At 72.3% G+C, this 14,487-nt stretch carries 11 protein-coding genes, 1 tRNA gene and 2 pseudogenes; 13 read left to right on the forward strand and 1 reads right to left on the reverse strand.

Annotated elements, in window-relative coordinates; all coding sequences use genetic code 11:
* Positions 1-17 precede the first annotated feature (17 nt).
* The 13 genes and pseudogenes from ACZ5VC_RS19515 (at position 18) to ACZ5VC_RS19575 (ending at position 13,966) form a co-directional block, all read left to right on the forward strand.
* On the forward strand, positions 18-1,136 hold the full coding sequence (locus tag ACZ5VC_RS19515; RefSeq protein WP_469121254.1) for an inositol-3-phosphate synthase: 1,119 nt from the start codon (positions 18-20) through the stop codon (positions 1,134-1,136).
* Between the two features lie 113 nt (positions 1,137-1,249).
* Positions 1,250-2,359: an SCO3242 family prenyltransferase gene (locus tag ACZ5VC_RS19520; protein ID WP_469121255.1), complete on the forward strand. Its 1,110-nt coding sequence runs from the start codon at positions 1,250-1,252 to the stop codon at positions 2,357-2,359.
* Positions 2,356-3,270, forward strand: coding sequence for a sugar phosphate isomerase/epimerase family protein (locus ACZ5VC_RS19525; RefSeq protein ID WP_469121256.1), 915 nt, complete (start codon positions 2,356-2,358; stop codon positions 3,268-3,270). The genes ACZ5VC_RS19520 and ACZ5VC_RS19525 overlap by 4 nt, the downstream gene beginning before the upstream one ends.
* The gene (locus ACZ5VC_RS19530; protein ID WP_469121257.1) at positions 3,264-3,845 is read left to right on the forward strand and encodes an EboA domain-containing protein; all 582 of its coding nucleotides are present in this window, start codon (positions 3,264-3,266) and stop codon (positions 3,843-3,845) included. Before ACZ5VC_RS19525 ends, ACZ5VC_RS19530 begins: the two co-directional genes overlap by 7 nt.
* On the forward strand, positions 3,845-4,726 hold the full coding sequence (locus tag ACZ5VC_RS19535) for a TatD family hydrolase (protein ID WP_469121258.1): 882 nt from the start codon (positions 3,845-3,847) through the stop codon (positions 4,724-4,726). The genes ACZ5VC_RS19530 and ACZ5VC_RS19535 overlap by 1 nt, the downstream gene beginning before the upstream one ends.
* Before the next feature lie 12 nt (positions 4,727-4,738).
* A complete protein-coding gene (gene eboE / locus ACZ5VC_RS19540) occupies positions 4,739-5,935 on the forward strand; it encodes a metabolite traffic protein EboE (RefSeq protein WP_469121259.1) in 1,197 nt (398 codons plus the stop codon).
* The gene (locus ACZ5VC_RS19545; protein WP_469121260.1) at positions 5,932-7,326 is read left to right on the forward strand and encodes a nucleotide pyrophosphatase/phosphodiesterase family protein; all 1,395 of its coding nucleotides are present in this window, start codon (positions 5,932-5,934) and stop codon (positions 7,324-7,326) included. Before eboE ends, ACZ5VC_RS19545 begins: the two co-directional genes overlap by 4 nt.
* Before the next feature lie 49 nt (positions 7,327-7,375).
* Positions 7,376-8,440 carry a sugar phosphate isomerase/epimerase family protein gene (locus tag ACZ5VC_RS19550; RefSeq protein WP_469121261.1) on the forward strand — a complete coding sequence of 355 codons (1,065 nt, stop codon included), beginning with the start codon at positions 7,376-7,378 and terminating at the stop codon, positions 8,438-8,440.
* A 234-nt stretch (positions 8,441-8,674) separates the two neighbouring features.
* Positions 8,675-8,946: pseudogene (locus ACZ5VC_RS19555) on the forward strand (succinate--CoA ligase subunit alpha); the annotation flags it as partial.
* A gap of 119 nt (positions 8,947-9,065) precedes the next feature.
* Positions 9,066-10,636, forward strand: a pseudogene (locus ACZ5VC_RS19560) (aldehyde dehydrogenase family protein).
* A gap of 169 nt (positions 10,637-10,805) precedes the next feature.
* Positions 10,806-10,893 (forward strand) — tRNA-Leu (locus tag ACZ5VC_RS19565).
* 187 nt (positions 10,894-11,080) lie between these two features.
* Complete coding sequence (locus ACZ5VC_RS19570) at positions 11,081-12,409, forward strand: hypothetical protein (protein WP_469121262.1); 1,329 nt, start codon at positions 11,081-11,083, stop codon at positions 12,407-12,409.
* A gap of 324 nt (positions 12,410-12,733) precedes the next feature.
* Positions 12,734-13,966 (forward strand): FUSC family protein, encoded by a 1,233-nt coding sequence (locus ACZ5VC_RS19575; protein ID WP_469121263.1) that lies wholly within the window; start codon positions 12,734-12,736, stop codon positions 13,964-13,966.
* A 54-nt stretch (positions 13,967-14,020) separates the two neighbouring features.
* Here the strand turns inward: ACZ5VC_RS19575 and ACZ5VC_RS19580 are convergent, their stop codons facing one another.
* Positions 14,021-14,434, reverse strand: a complete 414-nt coding sequence (locus tag ACZ5VC_RS19580) for an SRPBCC family protein (protein ID WP_469121264.1) — start codon at positions 14,432-14,434, stop codon at positions 14,021-14,023.
* Positions 14,435-14,487: the final 53 nt, after the last annotated feature.

Below are 14,487 nucleotides of genomic sequence, written 5' to 3' on the forward strand. Positions count from 1 at the left end.
ACACAGGAGGCAGCGTCGTGACCACTGGAACACGAGTCGGAGTCTGGTTCGTCGGAGCGAGGGGCTCCGTCGCCACCACGGCCGTCGCGGGATGCGCGGCCGTCACCGCAGGGCTGCATCCGCCGACCGGCATGGTCACCGAGACACCGCCCTTCGCCCCCGCGGACCTGCCCCCACTCTCGTCCCTGGTCTTCGGCGGACACGACACGGCGGCGTGCCCGCTGCCGAAGAGGGCCGAGGAACTCACCGCCGGCGGCGTCCTGCCGCACGGCGTGGCGAAAGCCGTGCACCACGAACTGGCCGCCGTTAACACCGAGATCGCCACCGGCGGCCCGCAGCCCGGCGACGGCCGCGACGACCAGCAACTGATCACCGCGTTCGCCGCCGACATCACCTCCTTCGCCGCACGCCACGCACTCGCCCGCGTCGTCGTGGTGAACGTCGCCTCCACCGAACCGGCACCGGGCCCGCACGACACACGACTGCCCGCCAGCTCCCTCTACGCGGCGGCAGCGCTCCGCGCCGGCTGCCCGTACGTCAACTTCACCCCCTCCACCGGTATGCACCACCCGTCCCTCTCCGACGCCGCCCGGGCAAGCGGACTTCCCCACGCCGGCCGGGACGGCAAGACGGGCCAGACACTGCTCCGCTCCGTCCTCGCCCCGATGTTCGTGCAGCGGGCACTGTCCGTACGGGCCTGGTCGGGCACCAACCTCCTCGGCGGCGGGGACGGAGCGGCGCTGGCCGATCCGGCCGCGGCGGCCGCCAAGAACGCCGGGAAGGAACGCGTTCTCGCCGACGCACTCGGAACCGCGCCCGAGGGCGAGGTCCACATCGACGACGTCCCCGCGCTCGGCGACTGGAAGACGGCCTGGGACCACATCGCCTTCGACGGCTTCCTCGGCTCGCGGATGATCCTCCAGACGATCTGGCAGGGCTGCGACTCGGCCCTGGCGGCCCCGCTCGTTCTCGACCTGGCGCGCCTGGTGGCCCGGGCCCACGAAGCGGGACTGTCCGGCCCGCTGCCGCAGCTCGGCTTCTACTTCAAGGACCCGGACGGCGAAGGCTCACCGGCGCTGGCGGACCAGTACCGGCAGCTCGCCGAGTTCGCGGCGCGGCTGGGGGAGGGGCGTTGAGGCCGGGGGACCGCGTGCCCACCGGCCCGGGCGAACGCGGGCCGCTTGCCGGGCCCACCGGCCCGGGCGAACGCGGGCTGTCTGCCGGACCCGTGGGTCCCGACGCACGTGCTGTGCAAGCTGAACCCACCGGCCTCGCCGAGCGCGCGCCTCTCGTCGGGCCCCTCGGCTTCGCCGAAGGGGTGCTGCCGGCAGGATCCACAGGCCCGGACGAACGCGCGCTGCCGGCCGGATCCACCGGCCCCGACCAGCGCGCGCTGTCGGCTGCACCCACCGGCCCCGCCGAAAGCGCGCCGCTCGGCCGGCTTCGGTCAAGGGCCCGTGACTGGGCGGAACTTCTGCGCATTTCCGCCCTGTTCACCGTTCCCGGTGACGCACTGGCGGGGGCGGCCTCCGTCGGCGCGCGCACCGGACGGGGCACCTTCCTCGCCGTCGGCTCCTCCCTCTGCCTCTACGAGGCCGGCATGGCACTCAACGACTGGGCGGACCGCGAGGAGGACGCCATCGACCGGCCGCACCGCCCGATCCCCTCCGGCCGCATCGCCCCCGGCGCCGCCCTCACGGCATCGGTCGCGCTGACGGCGGCCGGCCTCGCCCTCGCAGCGAAGGCGGGCCGCGCCCCGCTGGCGGTCGCCACCACGCTCGCGGCCACCGTCTGGGCGTACGACCTCCACCTCAAGCACACCCCGGCGGGCCCGGCGGCCATGGCCACGGCCCGCGCGCTCGACCTCCTCCTCGGCGCGACCGCCACCACTCCCGCTCCCGCGGGGGGCCTGCGCTCCTCCCTCCTCCCGGCCGCCCTGACGGGCGCCCACACCTACGCGGTGACATCGGTGTCACGCCACGAGACCCAGGGCGGCTCCACCCTCGCGCCACTCGCCGCCCTGGGGACGGCCGCGGCGGTGGCCTGGACCGCTTCGGTGCCCTCATCGCCACCACGGCATTCCACACCACCGCAGGCCACGCCACGCCGGTCTGCCGCCCGCCTGCTCACCGCGGCCCTCGCCACCACCTACGCCTCGACCGCCGCCAAGCCCTTGCTGCACGCCGCGCTCAACCCTTCCCCCGCGCTCACCCAGCGCGCCGTCGGTGGCGGAATCCGCGCCATGATCCCGCTCCAGGCCACGCTCGCCGCCGGCCGCGGCGCGCTCGGTTGTGGGCTCGCCGTCATGGGGCTCGTCCCGCTCGCCAGGGCACTCGCACGAAAGGTGAGCCCCACATGACCCCGGCCCCTTCCCCTTCCCCCGCCCCCCACCCCCTCCCCGCCCCCCTTCCGATCCGCTTCGGCTATGGCACCAACGGGCTCACCGATCTGCGTCTCGACGACGCCCTCGCCCTCCTCGCCGACCTCGGCTACGACGGCGTCGGGCTCACCCTCGACCACATGCACCTCGACCCGCTCGCCCCCGAACTGTCCGCCCGGACTGCCCGGGTCGCCCGGCGTCTGGACGAGCTGGGCCTGGGGGTCACCGTCGAGACCGGCGCCCGGTATGTGCTGGACCCCCGCCGCAAACACGGCCCGTCCCTGCTCGACCCGGACCCCGACGGCCGCGCGGCCCGCACCCGGCTCCTCGTGCGGGCGGTTCGGGTCGCCGCCGAGCTGGGCGCGCACGCCGTCCACTGCTTCAGCGGCGTCACGCCCCACGGCACGCCCCGCGACACCGCCTGGAAGCGGCTGGAGGAGTCCCTGACCCCCGTGCTGGACGCGGCGACCGCCACCGGCGTCCCCCTCGCGATCGAACCCGAACCGGGTCACCTCCTCGCCACCCTCGACGACTTCCACCACCTGCGCCGCACCTTCGGCGACCCCGCTCCCGGACTGCTCGGCCTCACCCTCGACATCGGCCACTGCCAGTGCCTGGAGGCCGCCCCGCCCGCCGACTGCATACGGGACGCCGCCCCCTGGGTGCGGCACATCCAGATCGAGGACATGCGCCGAGGTGTCCACGAGCACCTCCCCTTCGGTGACGGGGAGATCGACTTCCCGCCCGTCCTGGAGGCCCTCGCCGAACTGACCGCCGCCGGCTACCCGGGCCTGACCGTCGTCGAACTTCCCCGTCACTCCCACGCCGGCCCCGAACTGGCCGCCGTCTCCCTCGACTTCCTCCGTCCGAAGGGACCCCCCGCATGCTGACCCGGCCCCCGCAGCCCCCGCCCCTCGGCGGCGCCGCCCGAGCCTGGCTCGACCAGGCCCTCGCGGAGGCGAAGGTCCAGGCCCCGGAGTGGGAACTCCGGTTCGCCACCGCAGGCCGTCACTGCGGCCAGGAACACGCCGACGCCGTCCGTACGCTGATCCTCCACGGAGCCCACGCCGACACGGACATCCTCACCCGCCTCTACCGGCAGGGCTCCGCCGCCGAACGCCGCGCCGTCCTGCTCTCCCTCCCTTCCCTCGTCACGGGCCCCGACGCACTGCCCCTGGTCGAGGACGCCCTGCGCACCAACGACACCCGGCTGCTCGCCGCGGCCGTCGGCCCCTACGCCGCCTCCCACCTCGACCCGCACGCCTGGCGGCACGCCGTCCTCAAGTGCCTCTTCACCGGCGTCCCCGTCGATGCCGTGGCCGCCCTGGCCGAGCGCGCGTACCGCGATGCCGAACTGGCCAGGATGCTCGGCGACTACGCCGCCGAACGCACCGCCGCCGGCCGGGCAGTTCCCGCCGATCTCCACCGCGTCCTCGCCCTCACCGCCCCCACGGAGGAGTCCTGATGCGCATCTTCGATCCGCACATCCACATGACCTCCCGCACCACGGACGACTACCAGGCGATGTACGACGCCGGTGTCCGCGCCCTCGTCGAACCCTCCTTCTGGCTCGGCCAGCCCCGCACCTCGGCGGCCGGCTTCTACGACTACTTCGACTCCCTCCTCGGCTGGGAACCCTTCCGCGCCGCCCAGTACGGCATCGCCCACCACTGCACCATCGCCCTCAACCCCAAGGAGGCCAACGACCCCCGCTGCACCCCCGTCCTCGACGCCCTGCCCCGCTATCTCGTGAAGGACAACGTCGTCGCCGTCGGCGAGATCGGCTACGACTCCATGACCCCGGCCGAGGACACCGCCCTCGCCGCCCAGCTCCAGCTCGCCGCCGACCACGGCCTGCCCGCCCTCGTGCACACTCCCCACCGCGACAAGCTCGCCGGGCTGCGGCGCACCATCGACGTCGTCCGCGAGTCCGACCTCGCCCCCGAACGGGTGCTCCTCGACCACCTCAACGAGACGACCGTCAAGGAGGCCGCCGACAGCGGCGCCTGGCTCGGCTTCTCCATCTATCCCGACACCAAGATGGACGAAAACCGCATGGTCGCCATCCTCAGGAGCCACGGCACCGAACGGATGCTGGTGAACTCCGCGGCCGACTGGGGGAGGAGCGACCCCCTCAAGACCCGCAAGGTCGCCGACGCCATGCTCGCCGCGGGCTTCTCCGACGACGACGTCGACAAGGTCCTGTGGCGCAACCCCGTCGCCTTCTACGGCCTCAGCGGCCGCCTCCAGCTCGATCTCCCTTCTCCCACCGGCTCACCCGGTACCGCGCCCGACGCCCCGACCGCCCTGCACGAGGGCAACTCCATCCTCCGCGGCGGGGAATGAGGCGGGCCGGCCATGCGCTTCCGCCACCCCGACGGCTCGACCGTCCACCTTGCGTACTGCACCAACGTCCACCCGGCCGAGACGCTCGACGGTGTCCTCGCCCAGCTCCGCGACCACTGCGAACCGGTCCGCCGCCGCCTCGGGCGCGACCGCCTCGGCATCGGCCTCTGGCTCGCCAAGGACGCCGCGCACACCCTGACCAACGACCCGGCCGCCCTGCGCGGACTGCGCGCCGAACTCGACCGCCGCGGCCTGGAGGTGGTCACCCTCAACGGCTTCCCGTACGAGGGCTTCGGCGCCGACGAGGTCAAGTACCGCGTCTACCAGCCGGACTGGACCCGTCCCGAGCGCCTCGCCCACACCACCGACCTTGCCCGCCTCCTCGCCGCCCTCCTTCCCGACGACGTCACCGAGGGTTCCCTCTCCACCCTCCCTCTCGCCTGGCGCACCTCCTTCGACACCTCCGCGGCCAAGAGCGCCCACACCGCGCTCCGCACCCTCGCCGAGCGGCTCGACGCCCTCGAGGAACTCACCGGCAAGTCCATCCGGATCGCCCTGGAGCCGGAGCCCGGCTGCACGATCGAGACCACCGCCGATGCCATCGGGCCGCTCACCGCCCTCTCAAGTCCCCGCATCGGCGTCTGCGTCGACACCTGCCATCTCGCCACCTCCTTCGAAGAACCAGGGTCCGCCCTGGACGCCCTCACCGCGGCCGGAATCCCACTGCCCAAGGCCCAGTTGTCCGCCGCGCTGCACGCCGAGCACCCCCATCTGCCCGAGGTGCGCGAAGCTCTCTCGGCCTTCGCCGAACCCCGCTTCCTGCACCAGACCCGCGCCCTGCCCCGCCCGCCGCGAGCAGGGGAGCCGCCCGCCGCCGGCCTGCTCGGTACCGACGACCTGCCCGAGGCCCTCGCGGGCGACGCCCTGCCCGACACCGTTCCGTGGCGGGCGCACTTCCACGTCCCCCTGCACGCACCCCCCGCCCCGCCGCTCACCTCCACTCTTCCCGTACTGAAGGACGCCCTGGCCCGGCTCGTCGGCGAACCGCACCCGCGCACCCGCCACCTTGAGGTCGAGACCTACACCTGGCAGGCCCTCCCGCCCGAACAGCGCCCCCGCACCCGGGCCCGGCTCGCCGAGGAGATCGCCGCCGAACTCGCCCTCGCCCGCGACCTGCTGTCCGACCTCGGCCTCAAGGAACTGCCATGAGCGACGCGCGCCCCACCCCCCTCCTGGTCCTGGACGTCGTCGGTCTCACCCCGCGGCTCCTCGACCACATGCCCCGGCTGAAGGCGCTCGCCAGGGATGGATCCCGGGCCCCGCTCGGTACCGTCCTGCCCGCCGTCACCTGCGCCGCCCAGTCCACTTTCCTCACGGGCACCCTCCCCTCCGAACACGGCATCGTGGGCAACGGCTGGTACTTCCGCGAACTCGGGGACGTCCTGCTGTGGCGCCAGCACAACGGGCTCGTCTCCGGCGACAAGCTCTGGGACGCGGCGCGCCGCGCCCATCCCGGTTACACCGTCGCCAATATCTGCTGGTGGTACGCCATGGGCGCCGACACCGACATCACCGTCACCCCCCGTCCCGTCTATTACGCCGACGGCCGCAAGGAACCCGACTGCTACACGCGGCCCCCGGCCCTCCACGACGAACTCACCGAGAAATTCGGCACATTCCCCCTCTTTCATTTCTGGGGCCCGGGCGCCGACATCGTCTCCAGCCAGTGGATCGTCGACGCCACCCGTCACATCCTGCGCACCCGCCATCCCGATCTCGCCCTCTGCTACCTCCCTCATCTCGACTACGACCTGCAGCGCTTCGGCCCCGACGCCCCGCGCTCCCACCGTGCCGCCGCCGACCTCGACGCGGCCGTCGCTCCCCTCCTCGACGACGCCCGCGCCGAAGGCCGCACCGTCGTCGCCCTGTCCGAGTACGGCATCACCCGGGTGAACCGGCCCGTCGACATCAACCGCGCCCTGCGCCGCGCGGGCCTTCTGGAGGTCCACACGCAGGACGGCATGGAGTACCTGGACCCGATGGCCTCCCGGGCCTTCGCGGTCGCCGACCACCAGCTCGCCCATGTGTATGTCCGCCGCCCGGAGGACCCGGGGGAGATGGCGGCCGTGCGTGAGGTAATCCAGGGCCTCCCCGGCCTCGAACAGCTCCTCGACGACGAGGGCAAGAAGGCCCACGGGCTCGACCACCCCCGCTCCGGCGAGCTCGTCGCCGTCGCCGAGCCGGACGCCTGGTTTACGTACTACTACTGGCTCGACGACGCCCGAGCGCCCGATTTCGCGCAGCTCGTCGAGATCCACCGCAAACCCGGCTACGACCCCGTCGAGCTGTTCATGGACCCGCTCGACCCCTATGTACGCCTCAAGGCGGCCAAGGCCATCGCCCGCAAGAAACTCGGCATGCGCTACCGGCTCGCGGTCGTGCCCCTCGATCCGTCACCTATTCGCGGCAGCCATGGCCGCCTCCCCACGAGCGACTCCGAAGGTCCGCTCATTCTGTGCTCCACCCCCCGCGCCGTGTCCGGCCGCCTCGCGGCCACCGAGGTGAAGTCCCTGCTGCTTCGACTCGCCGGACTTCACTGAACTGCGACCAAGTGAAGCAGACGCCACTGACAACGAGGAGTTATCCACAATGAGCCGCACACCTGACCGCACCGACGCCGAACTCGTCCACAGGCTCAGCAGACGGAACATGCTGGGCGTCGCCGCAGGGACCACCGCCGCCGCCCTCCTCGGCGTCGCCGCCCCCGGCGCGGCCGCCGCCACGAAGACCACCACGGCCCCCGCCGCCGCCGACGACGGCACGGGCCGCGGCCGTCCCGTCCTGCCTCCCGGCCGCCTCGGCATCCAGCTCTACTCACTGCGTGACAAGGTCTCCACCCTCGGATTCGCCAAGGTCTTCCAAGAGCTCCAGCGGTACGGCTACGACGAGGTCGAGTTCGCCGGCTACACCCAGGGCTCCGCCGGTGCGATCACGCTCGCGCAGCTCAGGAAACTCACCCGCGACCACGGTCTGCGGGGCATAGGCAGCCATGTCGGCTACTACTCCTCGGACCCGGGCGCCTACACCTTCGCCCAGAACCTCGACAAGGTCCTCGACGACGCCCAGGCGCTCGGCCTGCCGCACATCGGCACGGCGTCCGGACCCTGGCGCTACGGCGCGACGGTCGACGGCTGGAAGCGCTGCGCCGAGGAGTTCAACCACTACGGCGCCGAGGCGAAGAAGCGCGGCATGAAGTTCTACCAGCACAACCATGCCGAGGAGTTCTCCTTCGCCACGGACCGGCCCGATGTGCGCCTCTACGACGTGCTGCTCGCCGAGACCGATCCGGAGCTGGTGCATCTGGAGATGGACATCTACTGGGCGTATGTGGCCCAGTTCCGGTTCGGCAAGCGGGCCGACGGGACCCCGGCCCCGTTCGACCCTCTGGACTACGTCCTCAGGCAGCCGCACCGCTATCCGTTGTTCCACGTCAAGGACGGTGACCGCGACGAGTCCGTCCGCGACGGCTACCGCATGTCGGACGTGGGAGACGGAGACATCGACTATCAGCGATTCATCTCGGCGGTGAACAGGACCCACGGTGGCCGCCGCGACCACCACTGGCAGGCCGAACACGACAACCCCGTCGAGTCGTTCGCGTTCGCCCGCAAGTCCAGCGCCCACCTCCACTCGCTGCGCGAGAAGGACTGCTGAGCGCGCAAGTGACGGCGCGGGGGGGGGGGGGGGGGTGGGGGGGGGGGGGGGGGGGGGGGGGAGAGGGGGGGGGGGGAGGGGTTGCCCCCCCCCCCCCCCCCCCCCCCCCCCCCCCCGCCCCCGGGGAAGCCCGGTAGCTGGATCACCTCCCCGCTGATCGGCCGCGGATCGGGTACGACATGCCGGCCACGCGGCCGTCCCGGAGCCCGGAGGAACACCGCCAACACGGCCGACCTCATCGGCGAGATCGGCGGAGACGCCGAAGAACGCGCCGCGGCCATGTCGCCGCCCACATCACCAAACCCGTCGTCGGTCACATCGCCGGCTTCACCGCTCCCGAGGGCAGGACGATGGGCCACGCGGGCGCGATCGTCTCCGGGTCCTCCGGGTCCTCCGGCACCGCCGAAGCCAAGAGGAAGGCGCTGGAAGCCGCCGGAGTACCCGTCGGCCCCACCCCCACCGAGACCGCCCGGCTCGTCCTCGACCAACTCGCCCTCGGCGCGTGACGTCACCCACACTTCCCACCGTGTCGGTGCCGCCGAGCTACCCCGGCTCACTACTGTCCCCGTACGAGAAGCCAGCCATCACCCCCGCCCCGTCTGTGCACCGAGAGCGGAGACCCCTCATGGCACCCAACCTCACCCCACCCCCCGCCACGCCTCCCGGCCTCGTCCTCAAGCCCGGGACCGCCTGGTCGGACGCCTGGCAGCGCTGCCTCACCGTCGCCCCCGAAGCCTTCCGGGACGACCGCGTCCTCAACCTCTGGGCCGCCGGCTGGCGCCCCGACGGACGTACCCTCCCCGCCACCAGCCCCGTCGACGGCAGCCCCATCGCGGCCCGCCGCGCCTCGACGCGCCCACCGCCCAGCAGGCGGTACGCGCCTCCCTCGAGCAGCACCGCGCCTGGCGGCACATCCCGCTGCCCGAGCGGCGCGCCCGCGTCACTGCCACCCTCGACGCCCTCACCGAACACCGCGAGCTGCTCGCCCTCCTGCTCGTCTGGGAGATCGGCAAGCCCTGGCGGCTGGCCCAGGCCGATGTGGACCGTGCCATCGACGGCGTCCGCTGGTACGTCGACGGCATCGGCCCGATGCTCCAAGGCCGCACGCCCCTCCCGGGCCCGGTCTCCAACATCGCCAGCTGGAACTACCCGATGTCCGTCCTCGTCCACGCCATGCTCGTCCAGGCGCTGGCCGGGAACGCGGTCATCGCCAAGACCCCCACCGACGGCGGCCTCGCCTGTCTCACCCTGGCCTCGGCCCTCGCCGCCCGCGAGGGAATCCCGGTCACCCTCGTCAGCGGCAGCGGCGGCGAGCTGTCCGAAGCCCTCGTCCGCTCACCGGAGATCGGCTGCGTCTCCTTCGTCGGCGGCCGCGACACCGGCGCCCGGATCGCCACCGCCGTCGCCGACCTCGGCAAACGCCACATCCTCGAACAGGAGGGCCTCAACACCTGGGGCATCTGGAACTACAGCGACTGGTCCTCGCTGACCTCCGTCGTCCCCAAGCTGTTCGACTACGGCAAGCAGCGGTGCACGGCCTATCCGCGCTTCGTCGTCCAGCGAGAGCTGTTCGCCGACTTCCTCGCCGCCTATCTCCCCGCCGTACGCTCGATCCGCCTGGGCCACCCCCTCGCCGTCGAGCACCCGGCCGACGCCCTCCCGGAGCTCGACTTCGGCCCGCTCATCAACGCGGCCAAGGCCAAGGAGCTGGGCGACCAGGTGGCGGAGGCCATCGACCGCGGCGCCGTCCCCCTGCACCGGGGCTCCCTCGCCGACGGCCACTTCCTCCCCGGCCAGGACACCTCCGCCTACCTGCCGCCCGTCACCCTCCTCGGCCCGCCGCCCTCCTCGCCGCTCCACCACGCGGAACCCTTCGGCCCGGTCGACACGATCGTCCTGGTCGACACGGAGGCCGAGCTCCTGGCCGCGATGAACGCGTCCAACGGCGCCCTGGTGGCCACCCTCGCCACCGACGACGACGCCACCTACGAGCGCCTCGCGCCCCAGATCCGCGCCTTCAAGGTCGGTCACGGAAAGCCCCGCTCCCGCGGCGACCGCGACGAACTCTTCGGGGGCTTCGGCGGCTCCTGGCGCGGCGCGTTCGTCGGCGGCGAACTGCTGGTGAAGGCGGTCACCGAAGGCCCCGAGGGGGAGCGGGCACCCGGCAACTTCCCCGACTACCACCTCATGCCCTGACCCCCGGCCGATCCCCTGGTGGTCCGGCAGTGGCGGGAGGCCGGGCCATCAGGGATCACGAGGCGGCCACACCCCACTGACCACCGGATATGTGGGTGAGGGACAGGTCGAACCCCTGGTAGAGTTGTCCATGTCGCCGCGGGGAACACACGCGAGCGGCAGACACCTTGTCCGGGTGGCGGAATGGCAGACGCGCTAGCTTGAGGTGCTAGTGCCCTTTATCGGGCGTGGGGGTTCAAGTCCCCCCTCGGACACCAGCAAAACCCCAGTTGATCTGGGGTTTTTTGCATTTCGGGGGCCGGGAGACCCCGGGCGGGCGTACGTGCTCCCCCGAACGGGTCCGCCGAGGGGTCGGTGGTCGCGGACCGTGGTCGGCTGATGCCACATGTCATGTCGCAGGCCGGGCCGGTACGGACCGCGCCACTGCCGATGAGGAGCCCCCTGATGTTCTGGCGCACCCCTGGGATGAAACGCCCGGTCCTTCTGTCCGCCGCCACCGGAATGGCCGTCGCGGGAGCCGTGGGGCTCCCCGCGCCGCTCGCGTACGCCGCCGCCGTCCCGGTGGGCTGCTCGGCCGCGGAGCTGGTGGACGCGATCAAGGCCGCCAACAGCACGGCCGACGCCGAGACGCTCGAGCTGGCCGGGGGGTGCACGTACACGCTGACCACGCCCGACAACGGCGGCAACGGTCTGCCGGTGATCACCAGCGAGATCACCGTGCGTGGCAACGGGAGCACCATCAGGCGCTCCGTCCAGGAGGGGACGCCGGACTTCCGCGTCATCTCCGTGGGAGCCGAGGGCAACCTCACCCTGGAAGCCGTCACGATCGCCGGCGGAAGGACCACCGACTCGGCCGACTGTCCGGCCATGCGCGCCCGGGTCTGCGGTGGAGGCATCTACAACAGGGGCGTCCTCACCCTGAGCGCGAGCCGGGTGACGGGCAACAGCGCGGTGGGCAGCACCCCTGAACAGGGCGCCGTGGCGGGCGCGGGCCTGCACAACGAAGGGACCGCGACCGTCACCAGTACGCGGTTCGACGGCAACAGCTCCACCAACACCGGTGAAGGACAGTCCGGCTCCGGCGGTGTGAACAACACCGGCACGCTCACGCTGAGCAGCAGCGTGATCATGGGCAACACCACCACCACGGGCGGCAGGCAGGCGGTCGGGGGCGGCTTCGACAACTTCGGCAAGGCCGACGTGTCCACTTCGTCGATCGTCGGCAACACGGCGAGGAACACGGCCAAGGGCTTCGCTCGTGGGGGCGGCATGGCCAATACGGGCACCCTCACCATCTCCCGCCTCGACGTGCGCGAGAACACGGTCAGCTCGGCGGGGGGCGAGGCGGGCGGCGCCGGCATTCTCAACCGGGGAGGACTGAAGGTGCACGCGAGCGCCATCCGCGCCAACGAGGCGAGCGCGCCCGGCGGATCGGTCCTGGGCGGCGGGATCCGCAACGCGCGCGGCGGAAAGCTTTCGCTGGACACCAGCGCACTGCGGGACAACACGATCAACGCCAAGGACGGTGTCTCCGTCGGCGCCGGGATGTTCAACGGCGCGGGCAGCACCACCACGATCCACGACAGTTCGGTCACCAGCAATGTGGCGATGGCGCCCCACGGCACCGCCGAAGGCGGCGGCGTCTTCAACGAAGCCGAGACCACCGCTCTGACGATGGACGGGACGGATGTCCTGGACAACTCGCCCAACGACTACCCGCCCGCCGGGAAGGTGCCGGCCCGGGCGACCTGGGCCGACGACCGGACCGGCTGACCCACGGGCCGGCCTGCGCGGCTGAGCGGCGGGTGCGGCCGGTGAGGCCGTCCGGGCGGCGAATTCCGGACGGCCTCACCGGTGCTCAGGAGAGGGAGACCCCCAGGCTGTCCAGGAACAGCCCGCGCCTCACGAGGTGTTCAGCGGCGTCTCGTGCCGCACCGCACACGTGGACTGCCGGCGCGGCGCCGGACGTGTCGCGCGTTCAACGGCCGGGCGTACGGCAAGCTGGCCCGGACCCTCGGCACGCCGCACGTGTGGGCCCGTCCGGTGGTTCCGCGATCACGCACGTGGGTAAGGCCCAAGATCGGGCAGGGGAATGGGATGCCGGAAGTATCAGCACCCGTGATCAAGCTGGTGAGGCGGACCACCGAGCCCGTGGGGGCGCAGACCCTGCGCTCCACGGCCGCCGCCGTCATCTCCTATGTCGTCGCCCTGCTCGTCCTGCCCGCCGAACCCCCACCGCTGACGGCTCCCCTCACCGCGCTGCTCGTCGTCCAGGTGACGCTGTACGCCACCCTCACCACCGGCGTCCGGCGGGTGAACTCGGTGATCGTCGGGGTCCTCATCGCCATCGGCTTCAGTGCCCTGGTCGGTCTGAACTGGTGGAGCCTGGGGCTGACGATCTTCACCTCGCTGATCATCGGCCGCATGGTGCGGGTCGACGAGTTCGTACCGGAGGTGGCGATCAGCGCCATGCTGGTCCTCGGTGTCTCCCAGGCCGCCTCCATCGCCTGGCACCGGGTGCTCGAGACCCTGATCGGCGCCGGAGTCGGCCTGCTGTTCAACCTGCTGTTCGCGCCGCCCGTGTGGGTGCAGTCGGCGGGAGCCTCCATCGGCGCCCTGTCACGCGACATGGGCCGGATGCTGCGCGCGATGGGGGAGGAGATCGGCGGGCACATTCCGGTCTCCCACGCGGCGGCCCGGCTGCACGAGGCCCGGCGGCTCGACCACGACATCGTGGAGGTCGACGCCTCACTGCGGCAGGCGGAGGAGAGCCTGATGCTCAATCCGCGCGTACGGCAGGGCCTGCTCAACCGGGTGGTGCTGCGGACGGGCCTGGACACGCTGGAGATCTGCGCCGTCGTGCTACGGGTGCTGATGCGTACGCTCACCGACCTCGCGAAGGCGCGTACCGAGGAGACGATGTTCCCCGAGGACGTGGCGGCCGGGCTGAAGGAGCTCTTCGGTCACATGGCCGAGGCCATCGAGAGCTTCGCGACACTCATCACCACACCGATCGCGACCGGCGCGGAGCTGGCCGAAACGCGGCTGACCGAGGCGCTGGAGGCCGGCCATGCCACCCGTGACCGGGTGGCGGACCTGCTTCTGGAGGACGTACAGGAACATCCTCGCCAGTGGCAGCTGCACGGCGCGCTGCTGAGCGAGATCGACCGGATCCTGGACGAGCTGGACGTCGACAAGCGGACCGAGCGCCTCACTCAGGAGCTGGACCGGCGGGCGGCGGAGCTCGGCGAGGCCCATCCGAGGATCGTCGCCGTCGCGCGGCGCCTGCGCGGGAGCGAGCGCGATCCCCGGCCCGGCGTCGAGACGTGAGCCCGGTGGACCGGGCTCCGGACCTGGCGTCGGGACCGGACTCCAGGCCGGGCTTCAGCCGGCGGCGCCGTCGACGCGGAGCCGTACCAGATCCTCCAGGCGGGAGAGGCTGCGGTCGAGCGCGTCGTTCACCGCCCGCTCACCCGGGTCGTGGGCCTCGTCGAAGAACGAGAGATGCACGGTCACCTCGGCGGGCCCGCTGTCCATGCCCGACACCTGGAGCCAGCCGGCGTAACTGCCGTCGTCCCTCGTGCCCCACTCCAGACGCATCTGGTCCTTCTGCGCGCGCAGCAGCGCGGAGGTGTCCTCGGAGGAACGGTCCTCGTGGACGGTCACGGCGGGGAGTTCCTCGGCGCGCACATGCAGTTCCCGGGGCAGCCACTGGTCCATCTGGTCGACATTGGCGGCCTGGTCGAAGACGTGCTCGGGCAGGGCGGGCATTGCGCGTGAGCGTTCGTACTCGGTCATGCGGGTCCTCACCACACCAATCCTCGGTCTGGGCGCGAAGCCGTACGGGTCGC

Source organism: Streptomyces sp. NPDC033174, assembly GCF_055577795.1.